14 protein-coding genes and 1 pseudogene are annotated in these 16161 nt (G+C 47.1%); 7 read left to right on the forward strand and 8 right to left on the reverse strand.

Annotated elements, in window-relative coordinates; genetic code table 11:
- Nucleotides 1-115, forward strand: a pseudogene (locus QUA54_RS18055) (transposase); the annotation flags it as partial.
- A gap of 836 nt (nucleotides 116-951) precedes the next feature.
- Here the strand turns inward: QUA54_RS18055 and QUA54_RS18060 are convergent.
- Nucleotides 952-1578: a GNAT family N-acetyltransferase gene (locus QUA54_RS18060; protein WP_333415693.1), complete on the reverse strand. Its 627-nt coding sequence runs from the start codon at nucleotides 1576-1578 to the stop codon at nucleotides 952-954.
- Between the two features lie 436 nt (nucleotides 1579-2014).
- The gene (locus tag QUA54_RS18065) at nucleotides 2015-2302 is read right to left on the reverse strand and encodes a hypothetical protein (protein ID WP_333415694.1); all 288 of its coding nucleotides are present in this window, start codon (nucleotides 2300-2302) and stop codon (nucleotides 2015-2017) included.
- 993 nt (nucleotides 2303-3295) lie between these two features.
- Here QUA54_RS18065 and QUA54_RS18070 point away from each other — a divergent pair.
- Both QUA54_RS18070 and QUA54_RS18075 read left to right on the forward strand, forming a co-directional pair.
- Nucleotides 3296-6817: a response regulator gene (locus QUA54_RS18070; RefSeq protein ID WP_333415695.1), complete on the forward strand. Its 3522-nt coding sequence runs from the start codon at nucleotides 3296-3298 to the stop codon at nucleotides 6815-6817.
- Between the two features lie 685 nt (nucleotides 6818-7502).
- Nucleotides 7503-7952: a hypothetical protein gene (locus tag QUA54_RS18075; RefSeq protein WP_333203086.1), complete on the forward strand. Its 450-nt coding sequence runs from the start codon at nucleotides 7503-7505 to the stop codon at nucleotides 7950-7952.
- A 239-nt stretch (nucleotides 7953-8191) separates the two neighbouring features.
- On the opposite strand, the gene QUA54_RS18080 is transcribed toward QUA54_RS18075, so the two are convergent.
- Nucleotides 8192-8560: a tRNA ligase subunit PheS family protein gene (locus tag QUA54_RS18080; protein ID WP_333415696.1), complete on the reverse strand. Its 369-nt coding sequence runs from the start codon at nucleotides 8558-8560 to the stop codon at nucleotides 8192-8194.
- A 187-nt stretch (nucleotides 8561-8747) separates the two neighbouring features.
- Nucleotides 8748-8930 carry a hypothetical protein gene (locus QUA54_RS18085; protein ID WP_333203090.1) on the reverse strand — a complete coding sequence of 61 codons (183 nt, stop codon included), beginning with the start codon at nucleotides 8928-8930 and terminating at the stop codon, nucleotides 8748-8750.
- On the opposite strand from QUA54_RS18085, the gene QUA54_RS18090 reads away from it, so the two are divergent.
- A complete protein-coding gene (locus tag QUA54_RS18090) occupies nucleotides 8929-9585 on the forward strand; it encodes an aspartate/glutamate racemase family protein (protein WP_333415697.1) in 657 nt (218 codons plus the stop codon). The two genes, QUA54_RS18085 and QUA54_RS18090, sit on opposite strands and share 2 nt — an antisense overlap.
- 244 nt (nucleotides 9586-9829) lie before the next feature.
- Here the strand turns inward: QUA54_RS18090 and pheS are convergent, their stop codons facing one another.
- Nucleotides 9830-10834, reverse strand: coding sequence for a phenylalanine--tRNA ligase subunit alpha (pheS, locus tag QUA54_RS18095; protein ID WP_333415698.1), 1005 nt, complete (start codon nucleotides 10832-10834; stop codon nucleotides 9830-9832).
- Nucleotides 10835-11050: 216 nt separating this feature from the next.
- Here pheS and surE point away from each other — a divergent pair, with 216 nt between their 5' ends.
- Complete coding sequence (surE, locus tag QUA54_RS18100; RefSeq protein ID WP_333415699.1) at nucleotides 11051-11857, forward strand: 5'/3'-nucleotidase SurE; 807 nt, start codon at nucleotides 11051-11053, stop codon at nucleotides 11855-11857.
- A gap of 128 nt (nucleotides 11858-11985) precedes the next feature.
- Nucleotides 11986-12384: a hypothetical protein gene (locus QUA54_RS18105; protein WP_172188566.1), complete on the forward strand. Its 399-nt coding sequence runs from the start codon at nucleotides 11986-11988 to the stop codon at nucleotides 12382-12384.
- 261 nt (nucleotides 12385-12645) lie between these two features.
- Here QUA54_RS18105 and QUA54_RS18110 read toward each other — a convergent pair whose 3' ends face one another.
- Nucleotides 12646-13851, reverse strand: coding sequence for an LL-diaminopimelate aminotransferase (locus tag QUA54_RS18110; RefSeq protein WP_333415700.1), 1206 nt, complete (start codon nucleotides 13849-13851; stop codon nucleotides 12646-12648).
- Between the two features lie 205 nt (nucleotides 13852-14056).
- Entirely contained in the window at nucleotides 14057-14383 is a 327-nt protein-coding gene (locus QUA54_RS18115) for a thioredoxin domain-containing protein (protein ID WP_333203100.1), read from the reverse strand.
- A 143-nt stretch (nucleotides 14384-14526) separates the two neighbouring features.
- Between QUA54_RS18115 and QUA54_RS18120 the strand changes: the two genes are divergently transcribed.
- Nucleotides 14527-15306, forward strand: coding sequence for a biotin/lipoate A/B protein ligase family protein (locus QUA54_RS18120; RefSeq protein WP_333203102.1), 780 nt, complete (start codon nucleotides 14527-14529; stop codon nucleotides 15304-15306).
- A 50-nt stretch (nucleotides 15307-15356) separates the two neighbouring features.
- On the opposite strand, the gene QUA54_RS18125 is transcribed toward QUA54_RS18120, so the two are convergent.
- Complete coding sequence (locus tag QUA54_RS18125; RefSeq protein WP_333203104.1) at nucleotides 15357-16136, reverse strand: DUF928 domain-containing protein; 780 nt, start codon at nucleotides 16134-16136, stop codon at nucleotides 15357-15359.
- Nucleotides 16137-16161 lie beyond the last annotated feature (25 nt).

Consider the following 16161-nt stretch of genomic DNA (forward strand, 5'->3'; position numbering starts at 1 on the left):
GCGATTGAACCCTTGATTGAATCTGCTGGCGCCACTATCCTCAATTTATCACCCTATTCTCCGGACTTTAATCCGATCGAATTATGGTGGTCACAACTGAAAGCTTTTTTACGTCAATTCTCGCCGACCACTACTAAGATGGTTGATGTTTTACTGGCTACTGCGCTTGATTTGGTGAATACTAAGCACTTCAAAAACTGGTTTACAAACTGCTGCTACTGTACTTCATAAACGTGGAATCCGCTGTATCCCCTACAGGACACGGCACTGCCGTGTCCCTACTATTCTTTATAAACCTGGAATACGCTGTATCTTGCTTGTAAGTGGAGAAGGAACTCGGGGAAATATCAAGTTAAAGAAGCTTGGTTTATTCTCACAAATTTACGCTCATTGCGAGCAGCAATCAATGCTTATAAGCAGGGGATGGGCATTAAATAAATGTTCCGAGACTGTAAAAAATGAGGCTACGATCTTGAAGGAACAAGCCTCAAATGGAACCGACTTATTAACATGATTCTGCTCATAAAAGTTGCGTACAGTTCAGCAATATTTCAAGGCACTGAACTGAAAAAAAACAGGTACAAAAATATGTATATCGTCGCAAAGAACCAAGAAAAAATATCGCAGACGGAGTACATTTGGTGTTGGATTAGATGGACAAAAGTGGGTTAATTATCTCGAACAATATTCTTTGGAGGTGGAACAGTTAATGAAGTTAACTCCTTCTAAACGCCGCTTTTATCAATAAGGTATGCGGGCTGCAACCCTTATACTGTCTATCTCGTAGACCTGTTTGTCACCCCCCAGAGTCAATACTTCTTCCTTTTACGTCGCAATTCCCTATTACCAATTCCCTTAATTCACGATGCGGAAGTCACAGATACATGGATAGCTGTTTTTTCCTTTTTCCTGGTTCGTCCCAATTCTCTACGCTCAATTCAAATACTTAGCTTATGAGAGCAAAATCTGCTTGCGTAAAAACAGCCGGCGCGGCTGGCCGAACAGCCAACAAGTCCAATTCCAATCCACCTGTTGCAACCGATAGCCGGCTTGATAGTACAACTGTCGCGCTGCGTGATTATTTTCCAGAACGTGGAGGTAAATCTCAGAAAATCCCCATTCTCTGGCTGTCTCCTCGCAGTTGCTGAGCAATTGTTGAGCAACTCCCTGCCGCCGGTACTCCGGGTGAACGGCTAAATTCGACAAATAAGGATACTCAGAACTCGGGATTTGCCAAGGAAAGCGAGAACGCAGACCCATTTCTACTGTTCCTGCCATGCGCTGATCTCGGTGCGATCTATTATAATTCTGGGTTCCCTCCTCGCGCGAGACTAGCTCAGCAACCAGACAAATGTAATGTTCTGCCTTAGAACGCAGTCGATTTTTTAAATCTTCATAAATGCCCAAACGCAAAACCGGATACACCCATTCTACAAACCCCTGGCGGGAGTGAAAGCTCATTGCCAAAATATCAGCTAGCTGCGTCAAGTCGTTCGGCGCAGCCACCCGGATCGAAAAACCCGAAAGTCCGGGAGTTTGTTGTTCGTGAGAGGGTGAGGAAAAAAAGGAAGGATTCACAATGCCAGGCCACTATATTAATTTTTCTACGCGGGTTTCTAAGCTGCCCTCTTAGAAAGTTCACTGATGTTATACTGATCTTATAACGTAACTTATAGGCATGGTTTATTAGCAAGATTAAATTACATTCTTTTTGCTTGACTTTAAGTAGTCTTATGATGTAAATTGGATTTTTTTAGGTTTCAAACTCTAGTTATGACCAAATAAAAGCTATCCCCTAATACTAGATTTGTGGATCGGCTACTTGGCATTTAAATTGAAGCTCGATCGCTGGCAGGAGAGCCCAGGCCACAAGAGTTTAAGTAAACACTAGCTTACCAATTAAATGCGCGACAGCTTAGCGGGAAAGGTATTAAAAACAATCAAAAAGGTTTTAAGGTCAGGTTCCCGGAATTCTACCCCTCTTTGCTTGCGGAAATACCCGATCGAATATAATTTATCCCTCAAGGGGTAATTGAAAAACTCCACGACTGGCTAGACTAAAACCGGGCGCGATCGCGCGTCGGATGTTGACCGTCGGCCCCCGGCCTGGCAACCCAGCTTTCAGCAGTTCTGGGCAATCGATCGCGCGTCCCCGATCGAACCGGCCGGCGTCTGTTGCCGCAGGGGGTACTCTCCCAACCGTCCAATTTAAATTTGGATGCCGGGAAACAGTCTGCGGGGGTTTTCCCCCGTCGGCTCGATAATGTGCTGCGATACTCTGCGCTGCGCGCGATCGAGACATTCAAAACCTCGATCGAGCTGATTGACCCCGCCCAAAAACCGATACAACCCCCCGACACTCGTCGTGGACAGATCAAAATTTTAGACCCTAGTTCAAGCTCCCCGATTCATCTGTGGAGTAAATCTAAAATCTAAATCGACTGACCGGTTTCCACAGAGTACATCCCTAGCTAAGATTAACAGATGGATGCTCTGGCTTGCGGTGTTTCGCCGCAGTAATTGGCTTGTCGAAGGTCTGCAGGAGGCACAAAAAATGCCGCGATCGGGAAAAAAAGTGCAAGTCTAACTAAAATGGTACAGCAATTGCGTCACTCCCACAGACGGCTCTGTTGTCTGTGGGCCACCCCCGAATATCAGTCAGGGGCTTGGCGCCGGATTGCGACCTGTATCCTTGGCTGAGTGTTAAAGTTGCTGTTACCTGTGCGGAAAAACACAGGCGAAGATGTTGGTTGTCTATTGTATCGTGCTGCGGGCAGCTTTCACATACCAAATAAAACAGGCCCAGGAGCCAGAATAAAACATCAATTTGGCAAATCAACTCACAATCAGGACGGTTATTCCTATGTATTCTAAGAGATCCAGACGGCAGTTAAAAGTGCCCGATTCGTGTTGGCTCTCGTGCTGCATAGATTTAAGGGGTTCAGAAAACTTTTTGGGAGAGGAGTTTATGTGAATATCATTAAATAATAAAATTGGGGTGCACGATAGATAACTGTGGCTCAGAAGAATTCCGAATTAAAAACCCAGACATCAAAAATCAAGGTTGATGCTTGCCTCGGCACACTCACAAAAACTTCAGATCCACGAATTATTGTGATACCATTTTCCCAAAATAATGGCACTGTCGGCAAACTCCCAACTCTTATTTCATCAGTCATTACCAATCGAAAATCGAAAATCGAAAATGGTATGACTTGAGCAATTGAAATCGGTGAATTCTTCCTTTCATCAGAATTATTAAATCGAACTGCCCCGGGGCACAGGAGAACGGTGCATGAATTCCCAAGAAAATCCTAAGCTAAAAATTCTGATCGTCGATGACGAACCGGATAACCTCGACTTGCTTTACCGCACCTTCCATCGAGACTACAAAGTGCTCAGAGCCGAATCTGGCCCCGCTGCCCTCGAAATTTTGGCAAAACAGGGAGAAGTTGCGGTGATTATCTCCGACCAGCGAATGCCAAAAATGAGCGGTACGGAGTTTCTCAGCCTGACGGCGGCTCAATACCCCGACGTGATCCGAATTATTTTAACTGGCTATACGGATGTTGAAGATTTAGTTGAAGCTATTAACGCTGGCAAAGTATTCAAATACGTTACCAAGCCTTGGGATGCTCAAGAACTCATAACTCTTGTCAGTCAAGCTGTTGAGACTCACAATCTTCTGAAAACGCGCACCAATGAACTGCGCAGGGCTTTGAGCCAAGAATCGCTGCTGTATGCGGTTACCAATACTATCCGATCGGCTCCCAATTACCAGCAAATGCTGCAAAGAATTGTGGAAAGCGTCGGGCAGATGTTTGAGGTGAGTTGCTGTCTGCTGCGGCCGTTCCAAGACGGCCGGGTGGCGGATGAGTGGTTCGTTTACCAGAAGGCCGAAACTCAAGGGTTGGGCGGCGATGAGGAAGTCACGCCTGCAGACGCTTCTGCCGCCGAACTATCCCCGGATTTGCTGCCGAATTTGGTTTGGGAAACTCGGGATGTAGAGGTGATTCAAGATGCCCAAACTGACGATCGAGTTTTAAACTGGGATAATCAACAGCGAAAGCAGGCTTACCAAGTTGCGAATATTCGATCGAGCTTGATCGTACCGCTGTTTTACAAAGTCGAACTGATGGCAGTCTTGGCGCTGCACCAGTTCGATCGACCGCGCCAGTGGCAAGACCACGAGGTACAGTTGGTAATTACGGTGGCCGACCAAGCGGCTTTGGCGCTTTCTCAAGCCCGGGCTTACGAACAGGTGCGGGCGCTGGCTAAGCGCGAAGCCTTAGTCAATACTATTACTACGGCAATTCGATCGAGTCTCGATCCCCAAAATATTTTTGCAGCCATTACTCAACAGCTTGGCCAAGCTTTGCAAGTTGACGGCTGCGCCCTATCTCTGTGGACAGAAGATGATGAATACGTCCAATGCGTGGGGCTATACGACGCAAAGAGAGATACCGTGACTGTAGAACAGGGTTTTAACGATCCAGATGTAGTTGCGAACCCTCTTAGCCATGAGACGAGTTCTGCAGATGCTGCTAATAAAGCTCGCGGCTGGGTTTTTGCCCATCCTTCCCTACCCCAGTCTTTGGTGCCGATTCGGGGCAATCCGGTGTTGCTGGAAGTTATGGTATCAAAAGAGCCGGTGGCGATCGAAGACCTGCACGAACACCCCGAGTTAAATGTTACAGAACTGCAAGTTCGATCGCCAGCCCGCGCCCTGTTAGTCGTTCCCTTGCTCTCAGAAGGCAACATCATCGGCAGCATTTCCCTGCGCCAAAATCGAAGCATCCGCCGCTGGAACAACTCAGACATTGACCTGGCTCAAATAGTGGCAACTCAAGCTGCTCTGGCCGTGCAGCAATCGCGCCTCTACCAGACTACCAGACAGCAGGCAGAAAGGCTTCTGGAAGCAGATCGGCTCAAAACAGAGTTTTTCCAAAATATCTCCCACGAGTTCCGCACGCCTCTAACTCTAACTATCGGTCCTCTGGAATCAGCTTGCAGGCGCCAAGAAGACTTGCCCTACGAACAAGCAGTAATCGCTTTGCGCAATTCCCGCCGCCTCCTGCGCTTGGTAAATCAACTGCTGGACTTGCAGCGGCTCGATGCCGGACGGATGCAGCCGAGTTTTCGCCCCTGCGATTTGGTCGGTTTCTGTTACTCTACCGCAGAGTCGTTTCGCGCTTACTGCGAGAAAAAAGGACTGCACTTAATTACCCAACTGCAAGAATGTCCTTTACTTTATTTGGATCTTGAAAGATTTGACAAAGTTATTTACAACCTGCTATCTAATGCTGTCAAATTCACCCCAGAAGGCGGAAATATCACCCTGAAAGTTGAATCAGCCGGCGCTCACTGCTTGTTGCAAGTAAAAGACACCGGTATCGGCATTCGCACCGAACAAATTCCCTATTTATTCGAGCGCTTTCACCAAGCCGAAGGTTCTGCCAGCCGTTCCTACGAAGGCAGCGGTTTAGGTTTGGCACTTGTCAAAGAATTAGTCGAACTCCACGGCGGTCAAGTTTCCGTTGAGTCAGTTTACGGCGAAGGTACTACTTTTACCGTTTGGCTGCACTTCGGTTCGACTCACTTGCCCCCGGAACAGGTACTAGAAATACCTGCGGAGTTTCACTCATCCAAAGCTGCGGTGGAACTTGCAGATGTGGAGGCGGATTTGTCGGAAAGTGAGGCAGAAAATTATAACTTTGAGGCGCTCGAACCGGTTAGATCGGAAACAGCAGTGGGAACGGTTTTGGTGGTTGACGACAATCCCGATTTGCGCTTTTATGTGTCGGCAATTTTGCGAGATTCCGGCTTTGCAGTTTTGCTCGCCCGCAACGGAGAAGAAGGATTTGCCGTGGCAAAAAAACGCCACCCTAATTTAATTATAACGGATTTGATGATGCCTTTGATCTCGGGCTTGGATTTGATTCGGATGATTCGAGAGGATGAGGAATTGCAGGGAACTCCGGCAATTTTGCTGACTGCTAAAGCCGACGAGGATACTCGAATTGAAGGAGTAGAACGGGGTGCTGATGCTTATTTGTCCAAGCCTTTTAACGATCGCGAATTGTTGGCGGAAGTGCGGAATTTGCTCGCCCTCAAACAAAACGAGCGCCGAGTGCAGCAGTTGAACAGTTATTTAACTGAGTCGGTGCTGCGCCGATTTTTGCCGCCGTCGATGGTGAAGGCCGCAGCGGCTGGAGATTTGGCTTTGGATTTGCGCCCGGAACCGCGATTGATTACTATTCTGTTTAGCGATATTGTCGGTTTTACGGAAATGTCAAATACGCTGCGCTCGCGCCGGGTAGCTGAGCTTTTGAATGAATATTTGGCGGCAATGACTAAGGCTATTTTTGACAGCGGCGGTACGGTGGACAAGTTTGTCGGAGATGCGGTAATGGCTTTCTTTGGCGCGCCCGAAGAACTAACGCCTAACGAGCAAGTACGCCGCGCTGTAGCTGCTGCTAGCCAAATGCTGCAAGCTCTGAAGGAGCTTAACAAGGGCTGGTTGGAGCAGGGAATTGTTGGGGAAAATGGGGTGCTTCCTGTGCGGTTTCGCTGCGGAATTCACCAGGGTACTGCCGTGGTGGGGATGTTTGGCGGCCCCGACAGATCGGATTATACTGCGATCGGGCCGAGCGTGAATATTGCCGCCCGCCTGCAAGAGGTGGCGCAACCAAACACTGTGCTAATTTCGGCTGCGGTTGCAGATTATGTTGAGGAAAATCGAATTGTTAAATATAAGCCCTTGAAACTAAAAGGAATCGATGAAACAGTATTGACTTTTCTCCTGAATTGCGATTAGTTATTAGTTGTTGGTTAAGTATTATATATTGACATCCCACACACAATCTCGGAAACAACCTATTCGTAAATACAGCAGATTTCAACTAAGTGAAGTACATTCACCCCACCCGCCCTATCAAGCGCCCTCATCGAACTTCGGGGAGGGTTGGGGAGGGGTGTACTCCATTTAGATGCAAAGCGCTGTATCAAATCCGGCAGCATCGTTTTGGTAAAATCCAGTCAACAGTCAACTGTCAACAATCACGGACGCTGCAACCGGACTCGATCTAATTCATCTGCGTTAATCTGTGTTTATCTGCCCTCATCTGCGGTTAAAAAAATATAATTTCTCGAACCGCTGATGACAAGGGATTGACGCTGATTCACGCAGATGCAGAGAAAAGATATATTGAATAATTCCGTTCCTAACAGATTTGATATCAATTGTTTAATCTTTAATCTTTAATCTTTAATCTTTAATCGGCTCACCAAAGTTCAAGATTCCAAATGGCGGTTGTAGAGTAAAGTCTAAAATCTAAAATCTAAAATCTAAAATCTAAAATTGACTGACATTCCTTGCGTCCATCTATCAAAAGAGGGAAATTTTTTAACGGTTGGTCGGCGGATAACCTCTCTCTAGAGAACGGTTCAGCCGATCGCTCCGATCGAGTAGAAATAGAATGTCATATCTGATTGTGTATTGTATGAAACTGAATTCTTTTACGAAACGGCTTTCGACTGTCGGGCGCTGGATGGCTGCAACTGTGCTTTGCGTGTCAGCGATGGCCTTCGTGTGGTCTGGTGCGTTTTTCTCGAACACCGCAGCAATGGCCTCTCCTGCTGTAAACTCGATGGCAGCAGATCCAGATGCGGGCGATAAGGTTCAAGAAAAAGCCAGCAAAGATGCTGGACGAGCCAAGAACTTCATCCGAGATACAGAAGAGAAGGTTAAGGAAACTGCCAAGACAAATGCTGCTAAAGTCGATCGAGCATCGGAGGATGGTAGTGTCGTAGAGCGCAAAGCTAAGAAAGATGCGGCCACAATTGAGAAAAGAGCATCGGAAGATTCAGCTCGGACTCAGGAAGCAGTAGATAATACCAAAAATGCTGTAGAGCGCGCTGTTGACAGCATCAAGGATGTTTTTAGCAATTAGAAAATAAATAAGTAGGTAAGTGCAAAGGCCTTGTCTACTTAAGTAAGCGGGCATGAATAAACTGATGTGAGGGGGCGGGTTTTGACCTGCAAGAAGTCGGATAGCAAGAGTTACTTGCACTCACCCGCCCACCATATCTTATGGTTTTGTCGCTCTTGTCTGCTTACTTGAAACAGAAAAATTGATGTAGCTTAAGCAAAATCTCTAGAGGGTTTGTAGAACCGACCCCAAACCATGCTTTAAAATTGCCGCAAAAAGCGCAAGTCGCTAGCATAAACCCGGCGAATGTCGTCGATTTCATAAAGTACCATTGCGAACCGCTCGACCCCAAAACCGGCCGCAAACCCAGTATATTTTTCGGGATCTAAACCGACTGCTTTAAGAACGTTAGGATCGACAGTTCCGCAGCCCAAAACTTCCAGCCATTTGCCGTTCCACTGCAAATCAACTTCGGCAGAAAGCTCTGTAAACGGAAAGTAACTGGTGCGGAAACGAATCGGCAAATCTTGCCCGAACATTTGCCGCAAAAACTCTTTTATTGTGCCTTTCAAGTCAGCAAATGTCAGATATTCATCACATACAGCAGATTCCACGCTTATGAAGTACACCCGCCTATCGTTCGATCCCCGTAGGGAGACGGCGAAAGCCTTTGTCCCTACACTTCATGAACCTGGAATATGCTGTATGTAACTAAAACCATTATTTTAATTGCAGGTCAATATAGCAAAAAAATCGATTTGTATTCCAGAATCAGACTTTAAACAATTTCAAGCCTGCACTTAAGTCAAGTAATTGTTATAAAATTTTATTTTTTGTTACAGTCGCCCATGAACTTGGCAACAAACTGAGAGCCGGGACGATCGTACAATCATCTGGAGTGGCAACTCGATCCAGCCGCCCGCGGTCATTCAGAATTGTATGTATCAACTTAGTAACTATGAGAATCAAGGTCATCAACCCAAATACAAATGTCAGCATGACTGAAAAGATTGGTGCGGCTGCAGTTGCTGTTGCCAGCCCGGGAACAGAAATTGTTGCCTGCAATCCGGTGTCAGGTCCGACTGCGATCGAAGGACACTACGACGAAGCCATGAGTGTAGTAGGGGTTCTAGAAGAAATTTCTAAAGGGGAGGCGGCAGGAATTGATGGGTACGTGATTGCTTGCTTTGGAGACCCGGGGCTACTGGCAGCACGGGAGTTGGCAAAAGGTCCGGTGTTGGGAATTGCGGAGGCGGCTATGCACGCTGCCAGTTTTATCTCCACTGGGTTTTCTATTGTCACCACCTTAGAGAGGACACGGGTGATTGCTCAACATTTGGTGGATAACTATGGAATGACCCGGTTTTGTCATAAGGTGCGGGCGATCGACTTACCCGTATTAAGTTTAGAAACCCCTCACGCAAAAACGGCAATTTTACAAGAGTGCCGCTTGGCACTGGAAGAAGACCATTGTGGGGCGATCGTACTGGGTTGTGGTGGCATGGCTGATTTACCAACTCAGTTAAGTCAGGAATTAGGAATTCCCGTCATTGATGGGGTCAGTGCGGCAGTCAAACTTGTGGAAGCCCTGCTGGGTTTGGGACTGGGAACCAGCAAGGTGGGTGATTTGGCGTATCCAAACTCTAAATCCTAACTTAGGAATACTTCGTTAATTCAGTGATGCAATTCAGATTAATGAAGAAGAATTCAGGAGTTAGAATTCATGCGCTCCCGAATGATATTGTTTCCGCGCTTCATCGGAATCATACATAATTTTTCGAGTTGCAGTGCGAGCGTCCCGCTCGCTATAAGTAGCGTTCGAGCGCGATCCGCTTGCACGCTTATCATTCCGATGCCACCGGATTTGATATGACTCCTGACTCCTGAATTCTTTCTTTTTAAAATTGCCGCAAAAAGCGCAAGTCGCTAGCATAAACCCGGCGAATATCGTCGATTTCATAAAGTACCATTGCGAACCGCTCGACACCAAAACCGGCCGCAAACCCAGTATATTTTTCTGGGTCTAAACCCACTCCTTTAAGAACGTTAGGATCGACCGTTCCACAGCCCAAAACTTCCAGCCATTTGCCGTTCCACTGCAAATCTACTTCGGCAGAAGGTTCCGTAAACGGAAAGTAACTGGTGCGGAAACGAATCGGCAAATCTTGGCCGAACATTTGCCGCAAAAACTCTTTTATTGTGCCTTTCAAGTCAGTAAATGTCAGACCTTCATCAATTGCTAAAAGTTCAATTTGGTGAAAGACTGCCGCGTGAGTAGCATCAACAGTATCGCGGCGGTAAACGCGGCCGGGAGAGACAATCCGAATCGGCGGTTTGTGCTGTTCCATGTAGCGAATTTGCACCGATGATGTCTGAGTCCGCAGCAAGTCGCCTCCTGGCAAGTAAAATGTGTCTTGCATATCCCGCGCTGGGTGGTCCGGCGGGGTGTTGAGGGCCTCGAAGTTATAATAATCTGTTTCCATTTCCGGGCCGTTGGCGACGGTGTATCCGAGGCCGACAAAGATATCGAGAGCGCGGTCTATGACGGCGTTTAAGGGGTGAACGCGGCCTTGGGGGCGAAAAATCCCCGGCATGGTGACATCGATGGTTTCTGAGGCTAATTTGGCTTGGATTTGGGCTGTTTGGAGGGTGGCGCGCTTGTCTTCTAAATTGGCTTGCAGGGCTTCTTTTACAGTATTGGCGATCGCACCTACTTTGGGCCGCTGGTCTGGCGACAGTTTACCCATCATGCCTAAAATTTGAGAGAGTTGGCCTTTTTTGCCGAGATAGCCGACGCGCAACTGTTCGAGTTGTTCGAGGGTATTGGCAGTGGCGATCGCACTTTTGGACTCTTGACCGAGGGTTTCTAGTTGAGTTTCAATGTCGCTTAGCTGGACAGTCATTTTGATTTTAGATTTTAGATTTTAGATTTTAGATTGATGGCAGTTTTGAGCCAAGTTGAGTTTAGCGCAATTTTGGCTCGACAGTCTTGTTGATTTTAGATTTTAGATTTTAGATTTTCGGTATTTACGGATAATTCGTAATAGGTAATTGGATATTAGAGCGATCGCCCTAGTTGAATCTAGTTTAGTATTGTTATAAGGCCTATAAAAATTTCAATGAAACTTTTAATTAGCAACGACGACGGCATCTTTGCACAAGGCATCCGCAGCCTCGCCAACGCTCTCGCCGTCGCCGGTCACGACGTGAGCGTAGTTTGTCCCGACAGAGAGCGATCCGCTACCGGTCACGGCCTCACCCTGCACCAACCCATCCGCGCCGAAATTGTCGAATCTATTTTTGATCCCGCAGTCCAAGCTTGGGCTTGTTCGGGAACTCCCGCCGACTGCGTGAAACTCGCTTTGTGGGCTTTACTTGACAAACCGCCGGATTTTGTCCTTTCCGGTATCAACCACGGGCCCAATTTAGGCACGGACATCATCTGTTCGGGCACGGTTTCGGCAGCAATGGAAGGAATTATGGAAGGCATTCCCAGCATTGCTTTCAGCCTCGCGAGCTATACTTCGCAGGAATTTGGACCGGCGGTGGATTTCGCTGTCACCTTGCTGGCACAGTTGGAAAAACAGCCAATGCCCAAACCGGTGCTGTTGAATGTCAACATACCTGCTGTCACCCAAGCAGAAATTACCGGAGTTGCGATCGCCCGTCAAGGCATTCGCCGCTATTTCGACATATTTCAAAAGCGCACCGATCCGCGCGGCAAAACTTATTATTGGCTAGCTGGGGAATTGTTAGAAGATATAGAAGAAATCCCCGATTCGGCGGTGTTGCATGATATTCCTACGGACGTACAAGCTATTCGCGACAACAGAATAACGGTTACTCCGTTGCAATACAATCTCACCTGTACTCCCGACTTGCACTCGTTGCGGGATTGGCAATTTGAAGGTTTTCCAAAGCAATGAGCTGCGATCGACCCGATCCGAGCGGTAAACTAGGAATTAAGGAAAAGTGCCTCTTCAGGTCTATACCTTAGGCGTTAACACAGGCTCCCAATTAGTTGTTGGTTTTTTTTTACTCAAGAAAAACAGTTATGAACGCTCCCACCTATAACACTCATTCTGTCACTTGCCCGATATGCAACCGTTCCAGCGTCGTAGGCCCAGTCGGGATGGTTAGCGGACTATTCACTTGTCCTCACTGCCATTCTCATTTAGTAATTAGCTGGAGCGGTCATTTTGTGCGCGATCCTTTTTGTCTCAAACAACTGACGGTGGGAAAGATGCTCAGGCGCGAGAGCAGGCCGCTAGCTCGCATTCAGCGCGACTTTGGGCTGGGCAAGCATTTTCCGCTGATTGCAATTTTGGGGAGTATGGTATTTTTGGGATGTGCGATCGCCGCTACGGAACAATCGCTGCCCCGACAGAATTCATTTCAAGGATTTTTAGAGTGGGTGAGCGGAACTGACAATTCTCAAGATGCCTCGCGTTAACATTTCTTAACTGAAATTTTGACAGATACTCCGTGCAAATATCTATTCCTTTAGGTATAAATCACAATATTTTAGCAATTGCACCAACCAATCTTGAGCTGCGGGTAAGGACTTAGGCGCCATGCCCAAAGTGTGTCGCCAAAAACGCCCAAACCCCAGTAAGGCAGGGGGTTTAACCCCTGCCTCAAAGCTCAAGTCCGGTGTACCTAAGTATTAGAACGGTGTTTCGGCTTAAGTTGACACAGATTACATCGCTCAATTTTAAAACTCAGCAATTTTTCTAACTGCTGCTTCCAAAATTGCTGGCGACTCGACTAAGGCAAATCGCACGTAGCCTTCTCCTGATTTCCCGAAACCGGCACCGGGGGAAGCTGCGACTCCTGTACTCTGTACTAGCTGAGTGCAAAATTTCACGGAATCTTGGGCCCAAGGTTCCGGCAGTTTCGCCCAGACGTACATGGTGGCAGGGGGTACGGGGACTTGCCAGCCGATGCCCAGCAGCGCGTTTACAAAGGCATCCCGCCGTTTTCTGAAGGTTTCTACGCTTGTTCTGACGGTATCTTGAGGGCCGGTTAAAGCTGCGATCGCTCCGTTCAAAATCCCTCGGTATTGGTTGAAGTCCACTGCGGCTTTTACCTGTCGCAGCGCTGCAATTAGTTCGGAATTGCCGATCGCGTATCCGACTCGAAAACCTCCCATACTGTACGATTTGGATAGTGTAAAAAACTCGATCGCCACACTCTTATCTCGATCGGCCTGAAAAATTGACGGTGCCATCAATTTGCGATTTTCCTCGATCCCAGTCGCCTCAAGTCCAAAATTGCGATCGTCAAACACCAAATCCACATAAGGGAAATCGTGAACTAAAACCAGCCGGTGTTCGCGACAAAAAGCCACAGCTTTCTCAAAAAAAGCAACAGGTGCGATCGCAGTTGTAGGATTGTGAGGATAGCTCAAAACCATCATCTTCGACTGAGCCAACACTGCTGTCGGAATATCTTCAAATATCGGCAAAAACGCATTTTCTGCTAATATCGGCATCGGATAAATTTGACCGCCGGCCAAATGCACGCCGCCCGCGTGGGAAGGATAGCCCGGATCGAGCAGCAAAGCAAAATCTCCCGGATTGAGTACAGCCAAAGGCAGGTGCGCCGTGCCTTCTTGGGAACCAATTAACGGCAGCACTTCGGTTTCGGGATTTACTGAAATCCCAAATTTTTTCTCGTACCAAATAGCTGCGGCTTCCCGGAAAGATTTCGTCCCGTTAAACAGCAAATAGCCGTGGGTGCTGGAGTCCGACAAAGAATGTGCGATCGCATCTGTAATGTGAGCAGCCGTCGGCAAATCCGAAGAACCCAGAGACAAGTCAATCACATTCTGCCCCGCTGCTCTAGCTTGAGCTTTTGCCCGATCCATATCGGCAAATACATTAAATTGCAGTGGCTCTAAACGTTTGGCAAATTGCATATTTTTTGTAACTTTTTGGGATTTTAAGGAATCTTTTTATATTGATTCAATATTATTTTTTTACTGTGGTATTTTTATTTACTTTGTGAATGTTTTTTTAATAACCACAGAGAGGAACATCGAGGAAAAAAGAGAGATGTAAAAAAAATTGCGATTGCTATAATTGTGAGTTGGGAGTTGGAAACTCCCCAATCATTTCCAAACTTTATAAGTTAGCGTCGAGCAAACCGATCAAAGTTTGTTTAGTAATAGCTCCCTCGTGAGAAAGCACTACTTCGGCATTTTTAAACAGCCTGAGAGCTGGGACTCCTTCTACTTTATACTGCTTGACAGTATTAGGATTGGGGTCAATTTCCATTTTAACCACTTTCAGCCGATCGCTGTAGTTAGCCGCTACCCAGTCTACCGAAGGCGCGGTCAGTCTGCAAGGCCCGCACCAAGTAGCCCAAAAATAGGCAAGCACTGGTTGCTCTGCTTCCAGGACTTGTGTTTCAAAGTTTTCGTCGTTAATGACAATTACACTGTTGCTCATGGTTCTGCGATTATTTTTTCTATTTATTTCTAAAGCACCGGCTCGGTAAAACTTGTACCAACTGACAAGACAGGCCCAAAAAACTGTTACTAATTTTAAAACATTCTGCGAATTATTGAGTGCGAACTCAGGAGTGGGAACTGATGGCTAATTCTTTATGGCGTTTAATTCCACTGTTGTCGGCGTCTGGTAGCGTGCAGATGGCGATCGACCAATGGCTACTGGAACAGCATCTAGCGGGCAAAAATCCCCCAACTCTGCGATTTTACACTTGGCAACCGGCGGCGATATCCTTGGGCTACCACCAGCGCAGGTGGCCGGAGTTTTGGCAGGAGTTGTTTTGGCAGGGAATGCCTGTGGAGTTGGTGAGGAGACCCAGCGGCGGGCGCGCCGTGTTGCACCAAGGCGATTTAACTTATGCAGTTGTGGCGTCGGGATTTGGAAGCAGCCGTATGAAAGCTTATCAGACTATTTGCGAGTTTTTGATTGAGGGTTGGAGGGCGATGGGTTTGGATTTGCACTACGGGGAAGCTGGAAGGGGTTATATTCACAATCCGAATTGTTTTGGTACTGCGACGGGTGCGGATTTAGTTACACTTGATGGCCACAAATTAATTGGTAGCGCGCAATTGCGACGGGGTGATGCTATTTTGCAGCACGGTTCGATGCGTTTGCAGCTAGATGTTAAATTGTTTTATCAAGTGTTTGGGGAGGAATTAATTCCTGTGAAATTACCTCTATCTTCAAATGGGAATGATTTGATTGCAACTGTAATTGATGTTTTGAGTGCGGCCGCTTGTCGCTGTTTTGAAATTGATTTGGAAGTGCAGCCGCTTTCGGATCGGGAATGGCAGGATATAGCAGATTTTGAAGGAAGAAGGAAGAAGGAAAATATATTAGATACTAGATACCTAACTTCTTGAAAAAGTCGGGTATCTCGCTAAAATCGCCAATCTAAAATCGGAAAACTCATCTATGGCTGCTGCTCAATTTCAACGATCGGCTCTTTGGCAATCTCGCCCCATGTCACTGAATCCAGCAAGCTTTTCCAATCAGCAGCTAATTCTGCATCGTTAGGATTAGCGCGACGAGCGGCAGCTAGGGTGCTGAGGGCATCTTGCCAAATCCCATTTTCAGCATAAATAACCGTTTTCTGGCGCGGATCTGCCTTCTCTAATTGACTGCGGATATCTGCACTCAGTTCAACTCGACGCACAATACCGCTTTCGATCTGATCGCTCGATCGGTCTTGAGCGTCGCAAATCACTGTAAAATTCCAACGGTAACTTTTGCCTGCTTCCAAGGGCGGCACATTTTTGTCAGCAGGGATACTAACGCCGATCACCCCTGATAAAGTGCTAATTCTGACATCCTGTTTATAAATCTGGTTGCCGCTTTGATCTTTTAGGATAAACTCGGCTACTTCTGCCTCTGTTGGAGGCAAGTAGAACAAGAATGTTGGATAGTCGGAAACAGTTCGTCCGATCTTATTTTTAGGCACTAAGGCTGTGAGACGTAGCTGACTAATGCTCCCGCAGCCACCGCGCACAGGGGGGATCGGTTGAGTGGGGGGCCCGTCTATATCTTCACGGGGCGGAATGAAGCGCGGCCCTCCCGATTCAGTGTCTGGCTTGCCCCCGTTGTTGGGAATCGGCAGTCCCACAACTGCTAATTGGGAAGCATCAAGTGTTGCTATCAATACTATTGAGCCAACTGATATCAGATTGATGAGAAACTTAGTAATTTTTTTCATATTAACTCCATGAATTTTTAGGGAG

Source organism: Microcoleus sp. MOSTC5 (assembly GCF_036701825.1).
Classification (GTDB): domain Bacteria; phylum Cyanobacteriota; class Cyanobacteriia; order Cyanobacteriales; family Microcoleaceae; genus Microcoleus; species Microcoleus asticus.

What these genes read in the sequence shown, in the direction of transcription:
- QUA54_RS18065 (WP_333415694.1), bottom strand. Translation starts at nt 2,302, where the DNA reads ATGTCTCGATCGCGCGCAGCGCAGAGTATCGCAGCACATTATCGAGCC.
- QUA54_RS18070 (WP_333415695.1), top strand. Translation starts at nt 3,296, where the DNA reads ATGAATTCCCAAGAAAATCCTAAGCTAAAAATTCTGATCGTCGATGAC.
- QUA54_RS18075 (WP_333203086.1), top strand. Translation starts at nt 7,503, where the DNA reads ATGAAACTGAATTCTTTTACGAAACGGCTTTCGACTGTCGGGCGCTGG.
- QUA54_RS18090 (WP_333415697.1), top strand. Translation starts at nt 8,929, where the DNA reads ATGACTGAAAAGATTGGTGCGGCTGCAGTTGCTGTTGCCAGCCCGGGA.
- QUA54_RS18085 (WP_333203090.1), bottom strand. Translation starts at nt 8,930, where the DNA reads ATGCTGACATTTGTATTTGGGTTGATGACCTTGATTCTCATAGTTACT.
- pheS (WP_333415698.1), bottom strand. Translation starts at nt 10,834, where the DNA reads ATGACTGTCCAGCTAAGCGACATTGAAACTCAACTAGAAACCCTCGGT.
- surE (WP_333415699.1), top strand. Translation starts at nt 11,051, where the DNA reads ATGAAACTTTTAATTAGCAACGACGACGGCATCTTTGCACAAGGCATC.
- QUA54_RS18105 (WP_172188566.1), top strand. Translation starts at nt 11,986, where the DNA reads ATGAACGCTCCCACCTATAACACTCATTCTGTCACTTGCCCGATATGC.
- QUA54_RS18110 (WP_333415700.1), bottom strand. Translation starts at nt 13,851, where the DNA reads ATGCAATTTGCCAAACGTTTAGAGCCACTGCAATTTAATGTATTTGCC.
- QUA54_RS18115 (WP_333203100.1), bottom strand. Translation starts at nt 14,383, where the DNA reads ATGAGCAACAGTGTAATTGTCATTAACGACGAAAACTTTGAAACACAA.
- QUA54_RS18120 (WP_333203102.1), top strand. Translation starts at nt 14,527, where the DNA reads ATGGCTAATTCTTTATGGCGTTTAATTCCACTGTTGTCGGCGTCTGGT.
- QUA54_RS18125 (WP_333203104.1), bottom strand. Translation starts at nt 16,136, where the DNA reads ATGAAAAAAATTACTAAGTTTCTCATCAATCTGATATCAGTTGGCTCA.